This is a genomic window from Mariprofundus micogutta (genome assembly GCF_001895085.1).
GTDB lineage: Bacteria > Pseudomonadota > Zetaproteobacteria > Mariprofundales > Mariprofundaceae > Mariprofundus > Mariprofundus micogutta.
In genome coordinates, this window is sequence record NZ_BDFD01000013.1 from 53,060 (window position 1) to 76,445 (window position 23,386).

The 23,386-nt window shown below is 48.0% G+C and carries 25 protein-coding genes and 1 pseudogene; 18 read left to right on the top strand and 8 right to left on the bottom strand.

Features of this window, described 5'->3' with window-relative positions:
• The first annotated feature begins 2 nt into the window (after positions 1-2).
• From MMIC_RS08140 to MMIC_RS08190, 13 genes and pseudogenes are all read left to right on the top strand, one after another.
• Positions 3-3,134 carry an efflux RND transporter permease subunit gene (locus MMIC_RS08140; RefSeq protein WP_072659991.1) on the top strand — a complete coding sequence of 1,044 codons (3,132 nt, stop codon included), beginning with the start codon at positions 3-5 and terminating at the stop codon, positions 3,132-3,134.
• Between the two features lies 1 nt (position 3,135).
• Positions 3,136-3,300, top strand: coding sequence for a hypothetical protein (locus MMIC_RS12720; protein WP_171966484.1), 165 nt, complete (start codon positions 3,136-3,138; stop codon positions 3,298-3,300).
• Positions 3,301-3,321: 21 nt separating this feature from the next.
• On the top strand, positions 3,322-4,137 hold the full coding sequence (locus tag MMIC_RS08145; protein WP_072659960.1) for an FTR1 family iron permease: 816 nt from the start codon (positions 3,322-3,324) through the stop codon (positions 4,135-4,137).
• 67 nt (positions 4,138-4,204) lie between these two features.
• Positions 4,205-4,789 (top strand): cation efflux transmembrane domain-containing protein, encoded by a 585-nt coding sequence (locus MMIC_RS08150; RefSeq protein ID WP_227819427.1) that lies wholly within the window; start codon positions 4,205-4,207, stop codon positions 4,787-4,789.
• A 35-nt stretch (positions 4,790-4,824) separates the two neighbouring features.
• Positions 4,825-5,217, top strand: coding sequence for a heavy metal-responsive transcriptional regulator (locus tag MMIC_RS08155; protein WP_072659993.1), 393 nt, complete (start codon positions 4,825-4,827; stop codon positions 5,215-5,217).
• Positions 5,214-5,546: a mercuric transporter MerT family protein gene (locus MMIC_RS08160; RefSeq protein WP_072659962.1), complete on the top strand. Its 333-nt coding sequence runs from the start codon at positions 5,214-5,216 to the stop codon at positions 5,544-5,546. Before MMIC_RS08155 ends, MMIC_RS08160 begins: the two co-directional genes overlap by 4 nt.
• Before the next feature lie 16 nt (positions 5,547-5,562).
• Positions 5,563-5,859 carry a heavy-metal-associated domain-containing protein gene (locus tag MMIC_RS08165; RefSeq protein WP_072659963.1) on the top strand — a complete coding sequence of 99 codons (297 nt, stop codon included), beginning with the start codon at positions 5,563-5,565 and terminating at the stop codon, positions 5,857-5,859.
• A 209-nt stretch (positions 5,860-6,068) separates the two neighbouring features.
• Positions 6,069-7,499, top strand: coding sequence for a mercury(II) reductase (gene merA / locus MMIC_RS08170; protein ID WP_072659964.1), 1,431 nt, complete (start codon positions 6,069-6,071; stop codon positions 7,497-7,499).
• Positions 7,489-8,190, top strand: coding sequence for an alkylmercury lyase MerB (gene merB / locus MMIC_RS08175; RefSeq protein WP_072659965.1), 702 nt, complete (start codon positions 7,489-7,491; stop codon positions 8,188-8,190). The genes merA and merB overlap by 11 nt, the downstream gene beginning before the upstream one ends.
• Before the next feature lie 18 nt (positions 8,191-8,208).
• Positions 8,209-8,649, top strand: a complete 441-nt coding sequence (locus tag MMIC_RS12980) for a putative iron-sulfur cluster-binding metallochaperone (RefSeq protein ID WP_444980042.1) — start codon at positions 8,209-8,211, stop codon at positions 8,647-8,649.
• 3 nt (positions 8,650-8,652) lie between these two features.
• A pseudogene (locus tag MMIC_RS12935) lies at positions 8,653-8,844 on the top strand (GDCCVxC domain-containing (seleno)protein); the annotation flags it as partial.
• A gap of 51 nt (positions 8,845-8,895) precedes the next feature.
• Complete coding sequence (locus MMIC_RS08185; protein ID WP_072659967.1) at positions 8,896-9,261, top strand: MerC domain-containing protein; 366 nt, start codon at positions 8,896-8,898, stop codon at positions 9,259-9,261.
• An 85-nt stretch (positions 9,262-9,346) separates the two neighbouring features.
• On the top strand, positions 9,347-9,679 hold the full coding sequence (locus MMIC_RS08190; RefSeq protein WP_072659994.1) for a YnfA family protein: 333 nt from the start codon (positions 9,347-9,349) through the stop codon (positions 9,677-9,679).
• Positions 9,680-9,694: 15 nt separating this feature from the next.
• On the opposite strand, the gene MMIC_RS08195 is transcribed toward MMIC_RS08190, so the two are convergent.
• From MMIC_RS08195 to MMIC_RS08225, 7 genes are all read right to left on the bottom strand, one after another.
• Positions 9,695-10,135 (bottom strand): c-type cytochrome, encoded by a 441-nt coding sequence (locus tag MMIC_RS08195; RefSeq protein ID WP_072659968.1) that lies wholly within the window; start codon positions 10,133-10,135, stop codon positions 9,695-9,697.
• Positions 10,132-10,362 (bottom strand): SHOCT domain-containing protein, encoded by a 231-nt coding sequence (locus tag MMIC_RS08200; RefSeq protein ID WP_072659969.1) that lies wholly within the window; start codon positions 10,360-10,362, stop codon positions 10,132-10,134. Before MMIC_RS08200 ends, MMIC_RS08195 begins: the two co-directional genes overlap by 4 nt.
• A 60-nt stretch (positions 10,363-10,422) precedes the next feature.
• Complete coding sequence (locus MMIC_RS08205) at positions 10,423-10,773, bottom strand: copper-binding protein (protein ID WP_072659970.1); 351 nt, start codon at positions 10,771-10,773, stop codon at positions 10,423-10,425.
• Positions 10,774-10,851: 78 nt separating this feature from the next.
• Positions 10,852-14,031, bottom strand: a complete 3,180-nt coding sequence (locus MMIC_RS08210) for an efflux RND transporter permease subunit (RefSeq protein WP_072659971.1) — start codon at positions 14,029-14,031, stop codon at positions 10,852-10,854.
• Positions 14,025-15,494, bottom strand: a complete 1,470-nt coding sequence (locus MMIC_RS08215; protein WP_143144921.1) for an efflux RND transporter periplasmic adaptor subunit — start codon at positions 15,492-15,494, stop codon at positions 14,025-14,027. Before MMIC_RS08215 ends, MMIC_RS08210 begins: the two co-directional genes overlap by 7 nt.
• On the bottom strand, positions 15,491-16,822 hold the full coding sequence (locus tag MMIC_RS08220) for a TolC family protein (protein ID WP_072659972.1): 1,332 nt from the start codon (positions 16,820-16,822) through the stop codon (positions 15,491-15,493). The genes MMIC_RS08215 and MMIC_RS08220 overlap by 4 nt, the downstream gene beginning before the upstream one ends.
• Before the next feature lie 117 nt (positions 16,823-16,939).
• A complete protein-coding gene (locus tag MMIC_RS08225) occupies positions 16,940-17,392 on the bottom strand; it encodes a hypothetical protein (RefSeq protein WP_072659973.1) in 453 nt (150 codons plus the stop codon).
• A 370-nt stretch (positions 17,393-17,762) separates the two neighbouring features.
• On the opposite strand from MMIC_RS08225, the gene MMIC_RS08230 reads away from it, so the two are divergent.
• The 5 genes from MMIC_RS08230 to MMIC_RS08255 all read left to right on the top strand — a co-directional run bounded on the left by MMIC_RS08230 (position 17,763) and on the right by MMIC_RS08255 (position 21,671).
• Positions 17,763-18,167 (top strand): MerR family transcriptional regulator, encoded by a 405-nt coding sequence (locus tag MMIC_RS08230; protein WP_072659974.1) that lies wholly within the window; start codon positions 17,763-17,765, stop codon positions 18,165-18,167.
• A complete protein-coding gene (locus tag MMIC_RS08235) occupies positions 18,164-19,063 on the top strand; it encodes a transporter family protein (RefSeq protein WP_072659975.1) in 900 nt (299 codons plus the stop codon). The genes MMIC_RS08230 and MMIC_RS08235 overlap by 4 nt, the downstream gene beginning before the upstream one ends.
• Before the next feature lie 12 nt (positions 19,064-19,075).
• Positions 19,076-19,381, top strand: coding sequence for a heavy-metal-associated domain-containing protein (locus MMIC_RS08240; RefSeq protein ID WP_083530525.1), 306 nt, complete (start codon positions 19,076-19,078; stop codon positions 19,379-19,381).
• A gap of 2 nt (positions 19,382-19,383) precedes the next feature.
• Entirely contained in the window at positions 19,384-20,340 is a 957-nt protein-coding gene (locus MMIC_RS08245) for an NHL repeat-containing protein (protein ID WP_072659976.1), read from the top strand.
• An 884-nt stretch (positions 20,341-21,224) separates the two neighbouring features.
• A complete protein-coding gene (locus tag MMIC_RS08255) occupies positions 21,225-21,671 on the top strand; it encodes an Hpt domain-containing protein (protein WP_072659978.1) in 447 nt (148 codons plus the stop codon).
• A gap of 60 nt (positions 21,672-21,731) precedes the next feature.
• Here the strand turns inward: MMIC_RS08255 and MMIC_RS08260 are convergent, their stop codons facing one another.
• On the bottom strand, positions 21,732-22,955 hold the full coding sequence (locus tag MMIC_RS08260) for an IS256 family transposase (protein ID WP_072659979.1): 1,224 nt from the start codon (positions 22,953-22,955) through the stop codon (positions 21,732-21,734).
• Positions 22,956-23,386 lie beyond the last annotated feature (431 nt).

Sequence of the window (23,386 nt, forward strand, 5' to 3'; positions counted from 1 at the left end):
ATATGTTTTCAAAATTAATTGATGCTGCGGTAAATAATCGTTTTCTCGTTGTTCTATTGTTGTTGGGCTCTGTTGCTTACGCTCTATTTGTTGTGCCAAAGTTGAATCTGGATGCGTTTCCAGACGTGACCAATGTGCAGGTGCAGATCAATACTGAAGCTGAGGGTTTGGCTTCGGAAGAAGTAGAGCAGTTGATCACCTTTCCCATTGAAGCTGTGATGTATGCCTTGCCAGATGTGGAAGAGGTACGCTCGATTTCCAAAACGGGTCTATCCGTAGTCACCGTTGTATTCAAGGAAGGCACCGATATTTATTTCGCCAGACAGTTGGTATTCCAAAAACTTCAGGATGCCAGTCAGACTGTTCCAGCGTGGGCGGGTACACCCAAAATAGGACCAAATTCATCCGGGTTGGGAGAGGTGTTTCAGTATATTATAAAGTCGGATCCAGCTGTCGGTTTTAATGCGATGACACTCAGGGCTCTGAACGACTGGGTAGTGAAGTTGATGTTGATGCCGGTTGAAGGAGTGACAGATATTCTCTCTTACGGCGGTGAAGTGCGTCAGTACCAGGTGGAGCTGAACCCACAACAACTGCTCTCTTATAACCTACATGTCGATGATGTGGTCAATGCCATAGAAGCCAATAACCGCAATGCCGGCGGTTGGTATCTGCCGCAGGGCGATGAGCAGCTGGTAATTCGCGGTGTAGGCTGGGTTCCCGGCGGTGCAGAGGGCTTGAAAGCCATTGCGGCGATTCCGGTTAAAACTGTGAATGGTACATCTATTCGAGTACGTGATGTGGCTACAGTGGTGTTTGGAGGTGAAATTCGCCAAGGCTTAGTCACGATGACTGAGCGAGCTGAAAATGGAGACATCAAAAAGCTTGGCGAGGTCGTTGTTGGTATTGCCCTGAAACGATTTGGTGCCAATACTAAGAATACTATTGATGACATTAAGGACAGGCTGGAGATTGTACAAAAGGCGTTGCCAGAGGGTGTGTCCATTCAACCTTTTTATGACCAGTCTGACCTGATTAACAAGGCTGTGTGGACAGTAGAAAAAGCGCTGTTGGAAGCCTTTGTGTTGATCATCATCATCCTGTTCCTGTTTCTGATGAACATACGAGCGGCGACACTGGTATTGTTATCGGTTCCGCTCTCGATTTTGGCTGCTCTGGCTGTGATGCAACACTATAATATTTCTGCAAACCTGATGAGTTTGGGTGGATTGGCTATTGCAATCGGTATGATGGTGGATGGTTCTGTGGTGATGGTGGAGAACATCTTTAAACATTTGGAGAAAACACCGGAAGGAGATCATGGCATTGCCCTCCGGGTCACAGAAGCAGCTAAAGAGGTAGCTCGCCCTGTGCTGTTTGCTGTACTCATCATCCTGCTGGTGTTCACGCCTCTGTTTGCTCTTGAAGGTGTGGAAGGAAAGATGTTTACGCCGATGGCACTGTCCATCTGCTTTGCCATGTTTGCATCACTGCTGGTGGCTATATTTATTATGCCAGTGCTGGCAACGTATGTTTTCACTAAAGGTATAGTTCACAAGAACAGCCCGGTATTGGCGCCTATTGCCCGTATCTATCATGACCTGTTGAAACGTGCATTGATGGCCCGTAAAACAGTGGTTGGCGGTGCTGCAGTGGCTTTTGTTCTTGCGCTTTCTACAATTCCATTTCTTGGGACTGAGTTCGTGCCGGAACTGGAAGAAGGTACGCTAACCATACGCGCAACGCTTGCGCCATCCTCTTCTCTTGTTTACGCCAAAGGTGTGGGAGAAAAGCTGGAGCAGATTCTAATCAATAACTTTCCTGAAATTATCTACGTTTCAGCTCGAACGGGTCGTGCTGAGCTTGGTGGCGCTCCAGAGCCGGTATCTAATGTTGAGCTGTATGTTGGACTAAAGCCTGTTTCTGAGTGGACGAGTGCTGATAACAGGGAGGATCTGCAAAACTTGATGCGAGAAAAGATGGTAGATGTGCAGGGTATTCTGATCTCCTTTACTCAACCCATTGCTATGCGTGTTGATGAACTGCTTTCCGGTGTCAAAGCAGCTTTGGCAATCAAGCTTTTTGGGCCTGACTTGAAAGTGCTGGCGGAAAAAGGCAAGGTGATTGAGACACTGGCCAAAAGTGTCGAAGGCACGCGTGATGTGGAAATGGAGCAAATTGAGGGTGAAGCTCAGTTGGTGGTTCGTCCTGATCGCAGCAAGTTAGATCGGTACGGCATTCCGGTGGATGATGTGATGACGCTGGTATCGGATGCCATTGGGGGCTCATCAGCCGGGCAGGTAATCCAGGGGAACGAGCGATACGATATCTATGTCCGTTTGGCTAGTGATTACCGTAATGACACTGAAAAAATAGGCAGCCTTATTCTGCAAGCTCCGGATGGCGCATGGGTACGCCTTGAAGATGTAGCCTCAATTGACGTAGAGGAAGGGCCACCAATGATTAAGCGTGACGACGTGCAGCGTCGTGTAGTGATTCAGAGTAACGTGGAAGGGCGCGATATGGGTGGTCTTGTGGCTGAGCTGGATCAGCGTATTCAAGACGAAGTTGAATTACCACCGGGTTATACGGTGATCTTTGGTGGTCAGTTTGAAAATCAACAACGAGCACAGGCCAAGTTGATGGTTGTTGTGCCACTTTCTTTACTGATGATTTTCCTGCTGCTCTATTTTGCATTCCATTCTGTTGGGCAAGCGGCGCTTATTATGCTCAATGTGCCGATGGCACTGATTGGGGGGATTCTGGCTTTGTTTATATCGGGCCAATATCTATCTGTGCCGTCCAGTATCGGCTTTATTGCTCTGTTCGGGGTGGCTGTACTCAATGGAGTGGTATTGGTCGATTCGATCAATCGGCATCTTGGTGAACATGATCTGAATGACGCTGTTCGTCATGGAGCAGAGAGTCGATTAAGACCAGTATTGATGACCGCTATGATTGCGGCATTAGGTTTGATTCCGTTACTTCTGGCTACCGGTATTGGCTCTGAGATCCAGAGGCCATTAGCAACAGTAGTTGTCGGTGGTCTTGTCTCTTCCACGCTATTAACATTGTTTGTTCTACCGTGCCTGTATGAGCGGTTTAGTAAGAGCCAGATCAAGGAAGGAAAGTAATATGATACGTAACATTTCTTTTGGAATAATTGTTTTAGTTGGTATTTCATTCGGGCTTACAGGATGTGGGGAGTGGAAGCCACTGGACCATAGTGTTGCTAAACATAGTCAACATCATCATGGAGCAGGAAGCAAGGCACATAAGAACGGTCATCCAAATGATTGATTATATTGTTGGTCTAGAAGGATGATTTCATCATTACTGATTGTATTCAGAGAGATGTTAGAGATGGTGCTGGTCGTCGGCGTGTTGATGGCAGCAACACGAGGGTTACCAGGATCAAGACAGTGGATAGGCCTTGGTGTGTTTCTCGGTTTGATGGGCGCTCTTGTTTTCGGCCTATTTATGGAGCAAATGGAGGCTTCCTTCGATGGTGAAGGTGAATTCATTTTTAATGCAGTTGTGCTGTTACTGGCATCAATGCTGATTGCATGGACTGTGCTTTGGATGAGCAAGCACGGGAGAGAAATGAGTCAGCGTATGATGCAGATTGGGGGCTCTGTCAAAGAGGGTGATTTACCATACACGGCATTGATTGTCGTAACGCTATCCGCTGTTATGAGAGAAGGTTCAGAAGCCGTATTCTTTTTATTTGGTGCCGCCCAAGGCGTACAAGAGGATGGTTGGAGTATGCTGGTTGGTGGGTTAATAGGAGCTGGTTCTGCGTTAGCCATTGGCAGTATAATTTATTTGGGTTTGGTTCGAATTCCGATGAAACAATTGTTTAGCGTGGCTGGCTGGCTATTGATGCTGCTTGCTGCCGGTATGGCATCACAAGCAACCTGGAATTTGGTCGTAATCGAATGGTTGCCACCTCTTGTGGATCCATTATGGAATAGTTCATCTCTGCTATCATCAAGCAGTATATTGGGTGAATTATTGCACGTGTTGGTAGGTTATGATGATCAACCAAGTGCCCTGCAAGTAATCGTGTTTGTGGTTTCTTTAATCATTATGGCGACACTGTATTATCGCGTACAGTCTCATGCAGTGAAGGCTTAATCAGCAGAGAGAGTAAACTCGATTGCACAAAATGGAGTGAGAATTGGACTGTAATTGTAACGAAGAATTGGGCGATCAAGCACAGCGAGGCGCACTGATCGCCTTGTTATGCATTAATGCTGCAATGTTTGTAGTTGAGTTTTTTGCAGGCTGGATATCTGATTCAACCGCACTGATTGCTGATTCGATGGATATGCTGGCAGATACATTGGTGTATGCCGTTAGCCTCTATGCTGTAGGCAGAAGTATCTACGCTAAAATTCATGCTGCCCGCTTAAGCGGATTACTCCAGATTATACTTGGCCTTGGAGTGGCGGTTGATGTGATTCGTCGTTTCTTAGTTGGCAGTGAGCCGGAATCTGAATACATGATCATTGTTGGGTTGATTGCTCTTGTTGCCAATGTCATATGTCTATCCATTATCGCTAAACATAGAAAAGGTGAGATTCACATGCGGGCTAGCTGGATATTTTCCAAAAATGATGTAATTGCGAATGTTGGAGTGATTGGTGCTGGTGTGCTGGTAAGTGCGCTGGCTTCACCTCTCCCCGACTTGATTATCGGGCTGATTATTTCTGTTTTGGTAATCCGTGGAGGTGTTTCGATTTTGCGTGATGCAAAAAATGAGGCTGTGCAGCAAAGTAAATCTTGACCATGGACTATACTCCATGGTTTATAATTCCGGCAATGAAGATTGGCGAACTATCCAAGATGACAAGCGTATCTATTGATACGGTACGATATTATGAGCAGCGAGGACTTATTCCACGGGTTGCACGTACGCAAGCCGGTTATCGACAATACACGTCAAATGATATCACGCGTTTAAAGTTTATCGTACAAGCTAAAGAACTGGGATTTACCCTTGATGAAATTGGACAACTGCTTTCTATTAGCACTGATGGGCGTTCATGTGGGCAGATAAAAGCTGTAGCCGAAGGTAAGGCCGATGAGATTAAAATGCGTATTCAAAAACTATCTCATATGCGCCAAATCCTATTAACCCTTGCTGAGCAATGTGAACAAACATCGGATGCCGATACCTGCCCTATTTTGAAAGTATTAGAGGATGTTCAATGAAAAGTTTAGATACGAAAAGAGAAAATTTCTCGTTATTTGGAGCGGTCGTTGCCGGTGGGCTGGCATCTGCCTGTTGTATCGGACCATTAATTGTCGTGCTCCTTGGGCTGGGTTCTGCATCAGCATTCATCGCTATGGAACCGTATCGCCCTATATTCGCCGCTATTACGCTTGCATTAATTGGCTGGGCTGGTTGGCGACATTGGCAGGGCCGAAAAGTGTGTATGGCCAATGGCTGCCCACCTAAGAAACCTATTTTGCTAATAATGTTGGGTGGATTTTCTGTCCTGTTACTAATTTCACCTTCATTACTACTCTATCTGATTTAAATAAGGAGGTTCCTTTATGGGAAAAACATTATTGTTTGCGGCTCTTTTCTCAATGGCTCCCGTCTATGCGCAACATGCTTTCGCACAGGAGAAAACCGTCACGTTACATGTCTCAGGTATGACCTGTGGTACTTGTCCGATCAGTGTTAGGCATAGTGCCATGCAAATGAAAGGCGTTCATACAGCTATAGTTAATATTGATACCGCAATGGCAACAGTGACTTATGAGGATAGTGAACAGTCACCTCAAGCTATCGCTCAGACCATCACTAAACTGGGTTATCCAGCAACCATCACGGATGCTAAACAATGAATGAAACTACTAAAAAGCAGAGCTGTGGGTCGATCATTCTAAATGTCATCATCGGTGTTGCGGTACTTGCAGGCGTAATATGGCTGGTAACGCAGTGTCCAACATGTCATTAGAGTATAAAAGCTGGAGATTGAAATGAAGAATTCCACGCTACTGAAAACCGGCATCATCGGCACAGCTATCGCAGCAGACCAGAAGGAGAACTGATTGTGAGTGACTGCTGTTCTGATCAGAAGGAAGATAAAAAACTGCATATCGCTATTGTGGGAACGGGCTCCGGTGCGTTTGCCGCAGCCATCAAAGCCGTTGAAGAAGGTGCAAGGGTAACGATGATCGAAGGCGGTGACGTGATTGGCGGCACCTGTGTTAATGTGGGGTGCGTACCATCCAAAATCATGATTCGCAGTGCTCATGTTGTGCACATGCAATCAAAGCACCCATTCGATGGGATACGTTGCTATCAGCCTAATATTAATCGCAAAGCTATGGTTCGCCAGCAGCAGGCTCGTGTTGAAGCACTGCGCCATGCCAAATATGAAAACATTCTGGATAGCTATCCTGAGATTAGTCTCATACGGGGTTGGGCGCACTTTGCAGATGCGAATACATTAATCGTGAAACAAGCCAATGATAAAGAGGTTCGCATCACTCCAGATAAAATCCTGCTGGCAACAGGAGCCAGTCCATCCACCCCGGAGATTCAGGGCTTACAAGGCACGCCTTACTGGACATCAACCGAGGCACTGATTGCAGAAAAAATACCCAAGCATCTTGTTGTTATTGGTGCATCCGTCGTGGCTCTAGAATTGGCGCAGGCATTTTTACGGCTGGGGTCAAAGGTAACGGTCATGGCGCGCAGCGTATTTCTATCCAAAGAAGATGCCGCGATTGGTGAGGGGTTGGTAAATGTCTTTGAAGAGGAAGGTGCACGGGTACTTTTGCATACGCTCCCGGATAGCGTATCGCATGATGGCGATCATTTTATCCTGCCGTCAAAAGCCGGTGAAATTCGTTGTGACCAACTGCTAGTTGCCACAGGACGAGCTGCAAATACCGATGCTTTGTTGCTGGATAAGGCAGGTGTCAAAACAGAGGTCGGTGGAGCCATCATTGTGGACGATCACATGCGCACTTCCGTGGCGCATATTTATGCGGCCGGTGATTGCACTGATCAGCCGCAGTATGTGTACGTTGCAGCGGCTGCCGGAACGCGCGCCGCGATCAACATGACTGGCGGTGATGCGCTACTTGATTTAACGGCCATGCCTGCGGTGGTGTTTACTGAGCCGCAGGTCGGTACGGTGGGGCTGACCGAGGCTGAGGCAGCAAAACAGGGCATAGATGCCGAATCCCGAACACTGGGTCTGGAAAACGTCCCCAGAGCGCTGGCTAATTTTGATACACACGGATTCATCAAACTGGTAGCCGAAAAGGCAACTGGACGGTTGCTGGGAGCGCAGATACTTGCGGCTGAAGGTGGTGAAATCATCCAGGCAGCGGCCATTGCATTGCGCAACCGAATGACCATCCAGGAACTGGCCGATCAACTTTTCCCCTACCTTACGATGGTTGAGGGTCTTAAACTTTGCGCCCAGACATTTACCAAAGATGTAAAGCAACTCTCCTGCTGTGCAGGCTAGCCCAATTGCAGATGAAAAAGGGCATTATACGATGATTCAGGTCGGCGAACTTTCTATTGAAGAAATGGATAAGATTCTCAATTTATTTCCAGAGTCATTTATGCAGATGCCACTACAGGAACAGAAAATTTCCGTAAGCGTTTATCGCCTAATGCTTCAGGGCAAGCCGTTATCAGCTAAGCTGATCGCGACCTCTCTGGGCCTTGTGCCGGAGGTGGTTAATCAATTTCTGGATCATTGTAGCGGCATTGATTACAACGACGCTGGCAGCATCATTGGCTATTGGGGGCTCTCGTTATCGAAAACAGGCCACCGCTTCGAGGTCGATGGACATGAGCTCTATACCTGGTGTGCATGGGATGCGCTGTTCATCCCTGGCATCATCGGGAAAACGGCTATGGTGACATCGATTTGCCCTGTTACAGGAAGTCCGATCCGACTGACTGTTTCACCGAATGCCGTGAACTCCACCAGGCCTGTGGGTACCGTAGTATCTTTTATCGAGCCGGAAGCAGTCAGCAAGCAGGAGAGTATTGTCAAAAGCTTTTGCTTCTATGTGAATTTCTTCAGTTCAAAGAGTGCTGGCGAGCATTGGATTGCAGAAAACCCCGGCACATTTCTCCTTACCCTGAATGAAGCCTTTGCTCTCGGACACAGAAAAAATGAACTACAATATGTGTTAACTTCATAAAAAGAGGAAACAAGAATCATGTCTTGCTGTTCTAGTAATTCCACCTCAAAAAAGATGCGCCAGGATTGCCCGGAATGTGGGGGGTCATGTTTAAGCGTAGCATTGAAGACGATGCTTCTTCATGTGCAGTTTCCGGGTAATCAACACATCACGGAAGGCGACTACTTTTATTGTCCGTCCATGGAGTGCAATACAGGCTATTTTTCATCATCAACCTTCATCCCCAAACAGCAGTTACGGGCATTCAAGCCTCACCGGCAAAAGATGCTCTGTTATTGCTTCGATATTTCTGAATCTTTATATTTATCTGCATTGGAATCAGGGGTGTCCGAACCCATAAAAACCTTTGTCGTACGGCAAACAAAATCCGGTTCCTGTGCCTGTGAAGTAAGAAATCCATCAGGCCGCTGCTGTTTGGCTGACTTCAAACGGCGGGAGAAGAGCTATGAACTCACATGATTTGAATCTACAGTCACCTGTCCGGAATGTAGGCATCAGAAAGCGGAAACAATGCCAACCGATGCATGTCAGTGGTTTTATGAATGTGTGGCCTGCCACGTCCTGCTCAGGCTTAAAACAGGCGACTGCTGTGTCTTCTGCTCCTATGGCGATGTTCCCTGTCCTCCAATTCAGAAAGGGAAACATTGCTGCTGACAGGGGAAACCGTTCGTGACAGTGGGACGCTAGATCATAAGGAGAATAATTATGTTCAAACAAATTTCCGGTTCAATTGGCTCCATCATTGCCAGTATCTGCTGCCTGGGTTTTGCCCCGGCTCTCGCTGCCCTTTCGGCGCTTGGACTGGGTTTCCTAATAAACGATGCCATCCTGATTCCTTTGCTGGCTCTGTTTTTAGGATTCACCGTTTGGGGGCTTCTGGCATCCCGTCGCCGTCATGGGATAAATCATCCGTTTTATGTTGGCTCAGCCGGAGCAGCTGCTGCGCTTGTCGGTATTTTTGTATTCATGCCTGTGCATATCCTCGGCCTGGTCTCGCTGATCGCAGCAACCGTATGGGATATCGTCCTGCTGCGCCGGTTCAGATCATCCTGTGAACCCCCTGAAAAATAGCAGGGCATGGTCTTCAGGCCACATAACGGCGCATCGCTGGCTGGGTATTGTTATCGTGCCTGCTTTCGGCATGATACGCTGGAAAATGAAAACCATTATTATCTATGCAGGGGCGGCTCTGGCGGAGATCGCTGGCTGCTTCGCCTTTTGGGCCTGGTTGAGGCTGGGCCACAATATCGGGTGGCTACTTCCAGGCGTGGTGAGTCTGGCAATATTCGCTCTGTTGTTGACGCAGGTGGATACGAGTTTTGCGGGCAGGGCTTATGCTGCCTACGGCGGCATCTATATTGTCAGCTCACTCATCTGGCTCTGGTTGGTCGAAGGGAAGCTGCCGGATCAATGGGATATGCTTGGCGCAACGATATGTCTGCTCGGAGCCGGAATCATTCTGTTTGGCCCAAGGTCAGTCGTATCCTGATGCTGTAGCCCTAAATTATTCGGTAACATTAGCAGCATGCTGTTGCAGGTAGTTCAGTATGGATGTCAGTTCCTGCTTCGTTGGGTTCAGGATTGATCCCATCCTTGCCATCATCTCCATACGCCGTTCCATGCGTGCCAACACCTTAGGCCATTCGGTGGAGTTGTGCAGTACTGGAGGCGGCAAATCATGACACTGGACGCAATAACGAGTCAGAAGCTGAGCTCCCTGAGACTTCGGTTCAGGAAGATCGGCTTCGTCGATACCTGGTGGCAACTGATCCTCCATCATACGCTTCATCATTTCCTTCATGGCTCCTTGCCCCATCATTCCCATGCCGCCTTGCATCATCCCCATATCATCCATCGACATTGGGTTGCTGCGTAAGGTCAACAGTCCTCCAATGCCAGTCAGCAACAACACGAGGCCAATGATTAACCGTATATTTGATTTCATGGCCCTTCACCTTCGCCGATATCTTTTTTCATACGCTCAAATACCGCTTTATCAATCTCGTCTCGCGCATAGCGCTGCTTGAGAATATCCATTGCAGACTCTTTTTTTCGGCCAAAAAGCCATTGTGCGATCAGTACCACCCCTGCAATGATCAGCGCCCAGCAGAGGAATGATAAAAACATCATTCCCCAACCACTCATGCCATTATTCATCATATCCATCATCATATTTATCCTCCGTTATGTTGATAAAAGGTGGAGTCTGGTATGACTCCACCTCCTACTTATTCAGTCTAGGGGTTCAAGGTCAATGACGACGAAACGGCCAGCCTTGCTCTTGGAAAATTCAAAACTCACTTTGTCTCCTGGCTTGATCTCATCTAGAAGATCAGCCTCTTCCACATCAAAAAACATGGTCATGCTGCCCCAGCCGATGCTTTTGATCGGACCATGGGCAAGCTTGACCCTGCCGTCTTTTTTATTGATTTCTTTGACTGTGCCTTCTCCTTGGTAGGTCTGTTCGGCAGCCAACGTCAAGGGCGCACCAAACCCGACGCTGCCATCGTTTGTGTTTATTGAAAAAACCATTCCTCCTATCATCAGAATGGATATAATGGTCATTGTTGATCTTATTTTCATCTAAGTCTCCTTTGTGATATGTACTTAATTGATATAAAAACTTCAGTTGCTATTTTCCCAGGTAAAGGCTGCATTATGTCATGGGTTACCTCCCTTGCGAGAGTGCAAGCTGCGCCCCTTCCATATCGCGAAGACGGCTGGGAATACCAGAAGGACCATGAATAACGCCGAGGCAATACCACCGACCATGGGAGCAGCAATGCGTTTCATAACATCTGAACCAGTGCCATCGCTCCACAGAATGGGGATCAAGCCCAACAGTAAAACCATGCCCGTCATGAGCATGGGGCGGATGCGACGACCTGCTCCCTCGGATATAACAGCCACAAGATCAGGCCATGCATTCAACTGATTATCACTTTGACGTTGTCGATAAGCCATGCCGAGGTAGAGCATCATCAATACTCCCATTTGAGCATCAAGTCCTGCCAAAGCAATCATTCCCACCCATACGGCAACACTCATATTGTAGTCCAGCAGATACAGAACCCATACGGAACCGATCAGAGAAAAGGGTACGGCAAGCAAGATAATCAGAGATTCCACCACCGATTTGCGATTGAGGAAGAGCATGAAGAAAACAATAAATAGAGTGAGTGGCACCACTATTTTCAACTTGGCCTTGGCCCGTTCAAAATATTTGAATTGGCCTGCCCAGTCGAGTCGGTAACCTGACGGAACATCGGATTTTTCAGTCACGACCTGTCGTGCAGCCGCAACATAGTCAGCTATGCCGATCTTATCACTGACATCGACAAATACGTAGCCCACCAACTGCCCATTTTCATTGCGCAGCATGGGCGGTCCAGTGCGAAAGTTTAGGCTTGCCAACTCTGCCAGCGGCACCTGAGCACCTCCGGGGATTGGTACAAGCACCCGCTTTAGTTCCTGAGGATTATCACGGTAATCACGGGCATAACGTAGGTTAATGGCATATCGCTCGCGTCCTTCCACGGTTTCAGATACAGCCGTACCACCTACCGCAGCCATAATGACGTTTTCAACATCCGCTATTGTTAAGCCGTAACGGGCGATTTTATCCCGATCAATATCGAAATCGAGAAAGTACCCTCCTGAAATACGTTCTGCGAAGGCGCTACGGGTGAAAGGTGCAGTGCGCTTGTCGGCTTGCAATGCTTGTTCGATACGCACGCCGGTTGCCTCTACCGTGGCAAGATCATCGCCAAACACCTTGATCCCCAAAGCAGATCGAATACCGGTAGCCAGCATCTCGGTACGGGTCTGGATGGGCATCCACCACACATTGGGCATGCCTGGATAATTCAACTGCTGATCCATCTTCGCGAGAAGGCTTTCCCATGTTACGCCTTCCGGCCATTGATCTTTGGATTTGAGAGTGATGACAGCCTCAACCATTGACAACGGAGCCGAATCGGTGGGGCTGGTAGAGCGTCCGATTTTACCAAAGACCCGTTCCACTTCCGGAAAGGATTTGAGTTCCCTGTCCATGGATTGCAATACGCGTCCTGCCTCAGTGATGGAGATGCCAGGTGTGGCTGTAGGCATGTAGAGAATAGTTCCTTCATTCAAAGGGGGCATAAACTCATTTCCCAATTGCATGAACACAGGAACGGTTACAGCTAACGCAGTCAACGCCGCTGAAATAACCCACCAACGCAATTTTACAGTCAACCGTACAACGGGCGTATACATCGCGATCAACCAACGGTTCAGAGAGTTTTTATCACCACGTATACGACCTCTCACCAGTAGTGCTGCCAGCGCAGGGGTAAACGTGATTGCCAGTAATGCGGCAAATCCCATGGAATAGGTTTTAGTGAAAGCCAGTGGCTTGAACATTCGGCCTTCTGTACCTTCCAGGGCAAATACAGGAAGGAATGCAACGGTGATAATCAGCATCGAAAAGAAGATGCTTGGCCCCACCTCCTGCATAGCTTTGATGATGATATCCCTACGGTTCCCATGGCGGTTGGATTCTTCCCATTGTTCAATGCGCTTGTGGATATTCTCAATCATCACAATGGAGGCATCCACCATAGCTCCGATAGCAACAGCAATGCCGCCTAATGACATAATGTTGGCCGTCAGGTGCTGTTCGGACATTGGAATAAAGGACAGCAGAATAGCCACAGGTAGTGTGAGGATTGCAATCAATGCCGAGCGAAAGTGCAGTAAGAAAATGGCAATCACCAGCGACACCACCAGCATCTCTTCAATCAGAGTATACCGTAAGTTGTCTATGGCGCGTTTGATGAGGTCGGAACGATCATAAACAGTCACGATTTGCATGCCATCTGGCAGGCTTGTTTCAATTTCATTCAATCGCTCTTTCACGTGACCGATAACCTTCAGCGCATCCTCGCCATAGCGCATGACTACGGTTCCACCGACAGCTTCTCCCTCGCCATCCAGTTCAGCCAATCCCCGGCGCATGGCTGGTCCCAGACTTATTTTGGCCACATCGCGTAGTAAAATAGGGATGCCTTTACGGCCAACTCCAATGGCAATTTTTTCCAGGTCACTCTTTTGTTTAATATACCCACGCCCACGGATAAACTGTTCGTGTCCGGCAACCTCAAGTACGCGACCACCCACATCATTATTGGAATGTCGCACTGCTTCTGCCACTTTATTTAAAGCAATGCCATAGCTTGCCAGTTTGTCCGGATCGATTTGAATCTGGTACTCTTTGACGAAACCGCCGACGGAAGCTACTTCGGCAACGCCTTTGACCGACTCCAACCAATAACGCAATTTGAAATCCTGGAAGCTACGCAGTTCAGCCAAATTATATTTTCCGCTTTTATCCACCAGAGCATACTGAAATACCCAACCCACACCGGTGGCATCCGGCCCCAGTGTCGGGCGCACGCCATCCGGAAGATCATCCATTGCCGAGTTTAGATATTCCAATACCCGTGATCGCGCCCAGTACATGTCTGTATCATCTTCAAAGATGACATAAACAAAGGAAAGTCCCATATAGCTCTGACCACGAACGGACTTGACCTTCGGAGCAGAGAGCAGTGTGCTGGTGAGTGGGTAGGTAATTTGATCCTCCACCAGATCGGGGCTACGTCCCGGCCAGTCGGTATAAATAATCACCTGTACGTCAGACAAATCGGGAATGGCATCTAGCGGCGTATTGAGCAGTGTGCGATATCCCCAGAAGGCTGCCGCAATCACAACAAGTAGTGTAAGTAGCCAGTTCCGGGCGCTATAGCCGATCAGTCGCTCGATGGGGCCGTGATGTTCACTGCCTGTATGACTTACCATTGTGCCAGCCCCGACTTCAGTTTGCTCTCAGCAGCAATTAGGAAGTTGCCTGATGTCACCACCGTATCACCCGCTTTAAGCCCGCCAATCACCTCTATCCAGTGACGGTTGCGTTGGCCTGTTTTTATTTTTCGGGGTTGGAGACGACCATCGCCAATATCCAGAAAGACTACCCGTGCTTCACCGGCGTAAATTACGGCGCTTTCCGGTACTAACAGGCGTTTGCCCATGTTTACTCTGAGCTTGACCTGTGCATACATGTCCGGGCGCAGGAAGCCATCAGTATTATCCAGCACTACCCGCACACGGGCTGTGCGCGTGTCATTCTCCATGAATGGGTAGATGTAATCGACTTTACCCTCGAACTCACGATCCTGAATATCAGGCAGTGTCACTTTGACTTTCATGCCTGTATTTATCAGCGGAAGTTCATAATCGTACACCTGAGCTTCCACCCATACGCGTGACAGATTGGCGATACGCAGTAAACGCTGGCCAGTCTTGAATGCAGAGCCTGTCAAGATCTGTTTTTCTATCACCACGCCGCTTTCTGGAGCTAGAATGGGCACGTAGTCCTGAGCTTTACCGCGTTTTTCCAGTGTCCTGATCTGTGACGGAGTCATGCTCCATAAGCTCAAGCGGCGGCGGCCTGCTTCCAGTAATCCTTTGCGATTTCCACCCTTTGCATGGACTCGTCGCAGAGCTTCCAGGTATTCACCCTGGGCGGCCAGTAATTCAGGGCTGTACACGGTAAATAACACATCGCCTTTTGTGATCGGCTTGCCAATGGAATCAGCGTAAATATCACCGACCCAGCCGTTGAATTTCATGGATACATCACTCAATCGTGTCTCATCGTATGCAATAGTTCCGGCGGCACGAATGGTGACACGCAGGGTTTTTCTCTTGACATGCCTTGTGGTCACGCCAATCAACTGGCGACGATCAGGATCGACTCGAATTATTCCGGGGATGGCTGTGACCTGATCTCCACAAGTTGTGCAGCGTAATCCTTTACGGCCAGTCGCAAGGTCAAAGGTAATACTGCCTTTCTTTCCTTTGGCATTGATGTCAATCGCCAGCGGCCATGAGCCGCTCATGGTCGGGGTAAATTCACCTTCATACTTTCCGGCTACGCTCTCTTTCATCGCCGCAGGCGCATACATCGCTGGCATGCTGCCCATGGAAGGCATGACGGCCACTGCCTTCAGAGTGGCTCCACTGACAGGTTTCCCCGTTTCGTCCTGTACAAAAATAGTTACATGATTCTTACCTACTTTTGGTGTTTCAGGCTTCAATACGGCGCGAACCTTGAATGGATTCGCATCATAAAAAGTGGCAGATGCAACATTGGCAGTATTACTGGGTCTTGCTTCGGTATCGGCATTTTTTGTCTGTATCCAGTAAGCAGTGATGACAGCCATCAATAGAATGGCCGGAATGAATATCATCATTCGTTTCATAAGTTACTCCTTTGTGCATTGATATCATCAGATTGGCGTTCTTTCCATGCCAGTGAACCGCCCACAGCCTGCTCCAGTTCAGCTAATCGTTTATGATAATCGGCTCTTGCCTGTTCGAGTTCGAGTTCAGTCTGAATCAGGTTCTTTTCAGCACTGATCAATGTCAGAAAGTCACCATTACCGGATTGATAATCGGATCTCGCCGTTTCCATGTTGTCTTTTGCTAGGGGGAGGAGTTGTTTACGGAACAGTGATAAGGTATGGATGCTCTCTTCGACTCTATCGTAGTCGATTTGTACCTGCGATTCGATTTTGTTCATTGCACCGGTTTTATCCCACTCTACCCGCTGCTTTTCCGCACGGAACTCGTCCACGGAGGCGCGTCGTTTTCCTTGGCCAAGAGGAAGGTTGATGCTAATACCCACAGAGAATCGTTTGGCATGCCTATTCCATAAACTGTTATATCCTCCTGTAAGCTTGATATCCGGATAGTAATCCCGCCGTGCCAGATCTGTTCTGGCTCCAACTGCACGAAGGTGCGCCGCTAATGCTTTAAGTTCAGGCCGAGTTTCGAGTGCCCACTCACGTAATACTCTGACTTCCGGTAGTTTGGCAGGAGCATGCAATGTAGATGGCAATGGCAGTTTTTGATCCGGTGCCCGATTCAATAATGCATTGATACGTGTCATTGTTTCTCTGCGTTGTCGCTCCAATATAATAGCCTGATGATTGAGCATTGTGAGCTCCACATCGGCGCGTAGCGCATCCTGTTTACTGACAAGGCCTGCGCTATATCTTACTTGTGCAATACGGCGAAATTCTTGTAGCAGGTTCGTGTTGATATGGTTAATGCGTATAGCTTCATGAATATAGTGCCAGTCGGCAAAGACTGACTTTGTTGCCGCTGCCAGTTTCAATCGCAGGCTATCTATGTCTTCATAAGCGGCATCAGCTTCATGCTTGGCAACCTCGCTACGCAAGTGCAACTTTCCAGGCCATGGTATCTTTTGTGAAATCTCTATCCTCTGACCGAAATCCAGGCCTGTAGTACCTGCAGTTCCCGGTGCGGTCGTATAGGAAAGCATGGGATCATCCAGCGCAGATGCCTGTAAAATACGCGCCTGTGAGGCTTTCCATGCTGCATGTGTTGAGGATAAATCAGGATTGCGAGTCAGCACGGCCTCTACAAGTTGCGTGGCTGTAATCCGTTCAGTTTGAGAAAATAAAGTATCTTCATCAGCCGCTTGAGCCGGACTCCATGAATAGGTGAGCAAAATAGTAGTAAATCCGTACAGGATCCACCTTGTAACGTGGGGTAAAAGACGCATTAAAAAACCTCCGATTTAATCATGCAATTCAGTAGCAATAGGTTTTAAAAAAACAAAGCACAGGGAATGCTTGCCGTAACTCAAATATGTACGGCAAAAAATAATCGAAGATGTTTTTTAAATGCGGAGTCGGCTGGTCAGCAGATAGGTGTTTGTGCCAGATCCCCATGGGGGAAAAGAATAAAGGAAGGGAGCATCCTGAAAGCGAACACCCATACCATGTGAGAGCAAAGAGGAAAGCAGTACGGGTGGTGGCTGTGGAGCATCCAACATCAAAAGCTGGAAAGAGTGTGATCCCGGCAAAGCAACAGCATCAAGAACCGGTTGATAGACGTCAGTTACTTCGCAACAACCTGAGGCTGGAATGGCCTCGTTGGTGTCACATCCGCCACCGCCCGTTTCACAGTCCATCATTGCTTCCGGACCTTCGCAACAGCATACGGTTTGCACTTTGCCATCCATGAAATCACAGGCAAAAACAGTCTGGATTGATGGTAGAGTTGAAGACAGCAGTAACGTCAGCAGTACGAACTGCCGGAGGAATGAGTGAACCAATTTGCCTTTTTTCACAGAGTAAATATTAGTCTAGGCAGAAGGCCGTGGCAACCTTCTGCGCTAAACATCTGTTTTTTTCAGCAAGTTCTTTGGCTGACCTCATACCGTAGTCATGGGTTTAGGATTGCGCCCATTACGATACTGGCGATCAATATGTACAAGAATAATGTCTGCTGGAATGGATGACCGTACAAAAGGAAAGGCATAGAGACAGATGTGTGTCCATCATGTTCACCAGAATCTACAGGAGCTTGACTCCATACTAAAGTATAGGGTTTAGACTTGCGGCATGTTACTCAGACAAGGAGGCAACAACATGATTATCAAACAAAAAATTGAGGCATCATTACGTGCTGACGGCCTTTTGTGTTCGGTGAGTACATAGGTGACCCGGAAAACAATCGGTTGGGTAGCCAAAGAAGCGGGCGTGAATGTGCAGACGGTACTTTATTACGAGCGTCGTGGCCTGTTACCTACGCCTGCTCGTTCCATGAATGGCTACCGAGTATTCAATGATGCTTCGGTGCGGCGCATCCGCTTTATCAAGCGGGCGCAGGAGTTGGGCTTTACACTGAAGAAAGTCATAGCACTGCTGGCATTGCAGGGCGAGCAGGATGCGAGTTGTGCGGATGTTAGTGCGATGGCAGCGAATCACCTGGAAGATATTGAAGCGAAGATCCATGACCTTGAACGTATGAAAAAGGCACTGATCCCACTCGTGGAGGCATGCCCCAAAAAAGGTGCGTTAAAAGCTTGCCCGATTATGGACAGTATGGAAGGTGATAAATGATTTTGGCGTGGCTTATGGTTCTAGCTACCGGCCTGCTCATCTTTGCAGGAATAGCAACTGCCGGGCCTATCACATTCAATAGCGCGCTGCCCGTATCTGAAGGCGTCGGTATTCTACGGTCACAAGTCAAACTGGTGAGCAAAACGGGTGATGCCACGGCTTTAAATCGGAATTTGACCGTCACCGCCATTCCTCTGGTGCTGGCTTATGGTGTAAGTTCTAAACTAGCTTTATTTGGCATGTTGCCTTATGTGAACAAGCGTATGGATATTACGATGGGTACGATGCGCATTCGCCGCCGGGCACAAGGTTTGGGGGATGGTAAACTATTTGCCCGCTATACGGCTTATCAAGTGGATCATCCCGGTGATACTTTGCGTATAGCACCTTTTATGGGATTAAAAGCACCTACAGGTAGACATGATAAGCGCGATGCATTCGGCCGGCTACCCCGCCCATTGCAATCTGGCTCAGGCTCATGGGATCCATTTGCTGGTATTGCCATCACGCGCCAGACGCTGGATTGGGAATTTGATACTGCTGTTAGTTACCGGGTGAACACGAATGCATCCGATTTTGAATTTGGCGATGAAGCGCGCCTCGATGCTTCATTCCAGTACCGTGTCTTGCCTCGTTCACTGGATACTGAAGGCGTACCGGCCTTTGTCTATGCCGTGCTGGAGTCCAATCTGGTCTGGAATGGCAAGGACAGGCTTGCGGGTGCTACAGATTTCAATAGTGGCGGCACAACATGGAACCTGGTCCCGGGGCTGCAATACGTGACCGGTCGCTATGTGCTGGAAACGGCTGTTCAAATACCTATGGTACAGCGACTTAATGGAACTTCTTTGGAAATTGACTGGGTCTGGACTGCTGGTTTCCGCTGGAATTTTTAAGGAGTTAATTCTATGCGCATATTACGAGCTGCTCTAATCATTGCTATGCTATCTATAACGCCACTGGCGAGTCTGTTTGCGGAAGAAGCTGCAAATCAAACGGCCATCATTCAGGTGGATGGGCTATCCTGTCCATTCTGTGCCTATGGCCTTGAGAAGAATCTCAAAAAAGTCAGCGGGGTAAAAACAGTCAAAATTGATATGAAAACAGGTAAGGCAACCGTGGCGTTAAAGCCGAATACACAGGTTGATGATCAGACACTGCGGCAGGCAGTGAAAAAAGCGGGCTTTACCGCGCGAGACATTACGCGCCAGTGAGGATGATTAGTCGTTTACTGCCATCGTTGTTCGGGCTGCTTATTGTAACGCTGCTTGCTGCCTGTACAGGTAACCCGGCCAATGTGCACACATGGGGCGGTCTGGGCGATGGATCGGGGCAGTTTAATGAACCCTTTGATGTGGCGGTGGATCAGCAGGGTGATGTTTATGTCACCGACGTGCGCAACAAACGGGTACAGAAATTCACTGCGGATGGCGATTTTATTCTGGCTTTCGGTCAGGCGTTGTTTGAAAAACCGGCAGGCATTGCTACTGGACAGGATGGTACTATCTGGGTCACAGATTATGACCTAGATCGTATTCTCCATTTTGATGGTAATGGGCAACTTATCGCAGTATGGGGAGAAGCTGGTGAAGAACCAGGTCTGTTTGCATCACCGGTGGATGTGGCAGTCAATTCCTCAGGTCTGGTTTATGTGGTGGATCAATATCACCATCGTATTCAGCAGTTTACCCCGGAAGGACTATTTATCCGCAATTGGGGCAGGAAGGGTAAGGTCAATGTTGTGTCATCAGCCCTGAATTTTTTGAGACCTGATGATCATGAGGACGAATTTTATTATCCATCACGGATCGCGATTGGATCAGATGATCGTGTTTATGTTTCAGATTCCTATAATAATCGTGTGCAGGTTTTTACATCCGAGGGTGATTTTTTACAAAGCATTGGAGGTATGGGGTTATGGGGTAGCCGTTTCCGTATTTCTTCTGGGCTGGTGATAGCCGCAGACAATTCAATATTTGTGGCTGATTTTTATAATAACCGTATTCAGCATTTTGACCAAAAGGGGCATTTTATTTCTGCATGGGGAGGAGCTGACCATCTCAATGGACCTACAGGGGTCGCCTTGACGCCTGATGGCTCCGTAGTGGTTGCTGATTGGGGTAATCATCGTATTCAACAGTTTTCACCACGGTGTGCGCTCGTACACCTATAAAGGGATAATAAGGGGGGGTAGGCCATCCACTTTTACCCCTGCGGTTGATCGCGATGACGACCTCGCATATGAATTGACGTGGCATGGATGAGTTTTTTGTGGGAGTGGCTCTGAGGGTGGACGAGGGGAGGAATAAGTGGTGAAAAAAGGATGCTGATATTCAGCTTTTCCCGCCATTAAAAAAACCCGCAATTCGACACACATTTCAGCGTTTCAAAATCATTAGAAGCTGGTGGTCATTGGAGCGAAAATCAGAGGCCATATTTCTGGCAACCGGAGATGTCATCATCACCATCATCAAGGTGAAAATCGAGAGGGTGATCCGGGATATATTTCTGAGAGAGATGATTGACTTCATGATAGCGAGTCCTTCTTCACGAAGATGCTTTTTGTGGGAAACGGGAGAGAGGTGATTTGCCGAAAACATGCAAAATCAAATCTGAAGAATCAGCTCGAAAGACGATGGAAAAAAAGAGGGGAGGGAGAGGTTGTGTTGCCGAAGGCAGGAGGGGGTTGCATCTTGGATGCGGTTCTTTTTTGTCTATCTTGAGAGGGGCTTTTGGATGCCTGATTGGGGTCTCTGGCGTCATTATGCATTCCCTTGAGTTGTAGCTACACTTTTGGGTGTGATACACTTTTTCAAAAAGAGGGTTGAAACACAAACCTCTATTAAAGGCTTTTGCGCCGTAGAGGTGGTTCGAAGTGTAGCTACGCTGTACCGCACCACACCTGTTTTGTCTCATGGGACAAATCGGTTGTGGTGGTCACACATGGGTAGGTGTCTCACGCCTAGAAGTCCAGTATTTTCAACAAAAACGAAAAAAACCGGCTGATTAAGGCCGGTTTCTTTGCTGGTGTGTTTCAGGGGTATTTTAGTTACTCGGGTGAACCTGAGGAAGCTCGGAATCATCCATTCACTCAAAGGGGCTGTCGGTAATTTAGGAGCAAAAGAGATGTATCGTTTAGTCTCCAGACTGGAACAGGAGCTAAGGGATGACCTCCGGTTGAATGATGAACTGGCAAGTATTATCGAATGCGAACTCCCACATATGATAGTGGCGATAAAGACAGCTCTGGAAATACCCGAAACCGGAGTGTTGTATGCTACTACTCAGGACAGACACGATACTGGGGCTCAAATGATATCAAATATGCTCGCTAAGGTTGAAGCATGTGACAGTGAAGTGATTGATTTGTTGCCTGAATTGTCAGATGTGCTCATCTCCAGCAACCATTCCATTGATTTGACTATGTTGGAAAAGGCGATACATGCCTATGATTTCGATTCAGCAGAAACTGAATTGAAAAAACTGATAAAGTTTGTTGATTAACAAACAACCTTTTTGAAGATCAAAGGAGGGTGTAAGAATTTTTGTGTAAACGACTTTGGTTTACTGCCTTGGCATCCTGTCGTCGAATTGAATGCTAAAGCGGTTTAGTGCTGCTTTCCAATCCCTGATAGGCATCGTCCACTTTTTGCTGATATTCTTCAGCGCCAAGTGGAACAGCTTGAACAGTGCCTCATCGCTCGGAAATGATCCACGGTTCTTTGTGATTTTGCGCAAGCTCATGTTTACCGACTCGATGGCATTGGTGGTGTAGATGACCTTGCGAATCTCAGGCGGGTAGTCAAAGAACGGGATAATCCGATTCCAGTTTCTACGCCATGACTGGCTAATTGGCGGATAAGCTTCAGCCCACTTTTCTTCAAAAGCATTCATTTGCAGCTCAGCTTCTTCAACGGTTGCCGCAGCATAGATCGCACGCAGATCAGCAGCCACCTCCTTGCGCATTTTCCATGAAACATAGTTCAGGCTGTAACGCACCATATGAACGATACAGAGCTGTACATCGGTTTTAGGGAATGCAGCCTCAATAGCCTCAGGAAAGCCTTTCAGTCCGTCCACACAGGCAATGAAAATGTCCTGCACGCCACGATTCTTCAGTTCGGTAACAACCTGGAGCCAGAACTTGGCCCCTTCAGTCTGGGCGATCCAGATGCCGAGAAGCTCCTTCTCTCCGTCCATATTGATGCCAAGGGCCAGATAGACTGCCTTGGTTCGCACAACGCCGTTGTCTCGAACTTTGACGTGAATGCAATCCAGATAGACGATCGGATAAAGCTTATCCAGCGGACGCATCTGCCACGCCTTCGCCTCATCCATAACTGCGTCAGTCACAGAAGAAATCAGGGTTGGCGATACCTCGGTGCCATATATCTCTTCCAGGTGGTTCTGAATCTCTCTCACGGTCATGCCACGCGCATACAGGGAGATGATCTTGTCATCGAAACCTGTCCATCGTGTCTGGTGTTTACCGACCAGCTGTGGCTCAAAGTTGCCATCCCGGTCACGGGGAATATCAATTGGCATCTCCCCAAACTCACCTTTTAACGTCTTGCGGCTTCGCCCATTTCGAGTATTTCCAGTCGCGTTACTGACTGGTTCATGACGAGCATGGCCAAGGTGATGCTCCATCTCAGCCTCAAGCGCTCGTTCAACCACGGCCTTGGTCAGTTGTTTCAGGATTCCATTTTCGCCGAGTAGATCCTCGGGCTTCTTGTAGTCAGATAACAGACCATCAATCAGATCTGTTGGTAATTTTGAAACGGTCATACTCTCTCCTTTGAGTAAGACGGAACTATCCGTCAGTTTAACCGTTTACACAAAATTCAGGACACCCCGGATCAAAGCGCATCATTGCACCAGAAATGCTGATCGTACGAACACCTGTACGATTTTCTTGCCAACTTCCTGTGCAGATTTCACACATGTATGGTCCGCTCCGTTTTAGCAAGGATAAATTGATGTAGTAACAAAGGGTTGGTTGCGCACATGTATCCGGCCTGTTGGTGAGGCACTGTTGCCTCTGGCCCCGATGGAAATCCGCACATCCCTGTCCTTATCAGTCTGGCGGCCTTGTTGGCCCTTGTGTGAATCAGGTTCCCAGGAATGTAGCTGTCCGCCTTTGTTGCCATCTATCTTCTTATCCTCGCAGTCATTTAAACCTTTTTATGCCATGGCAGGGTGATAACACTCATGCTTAG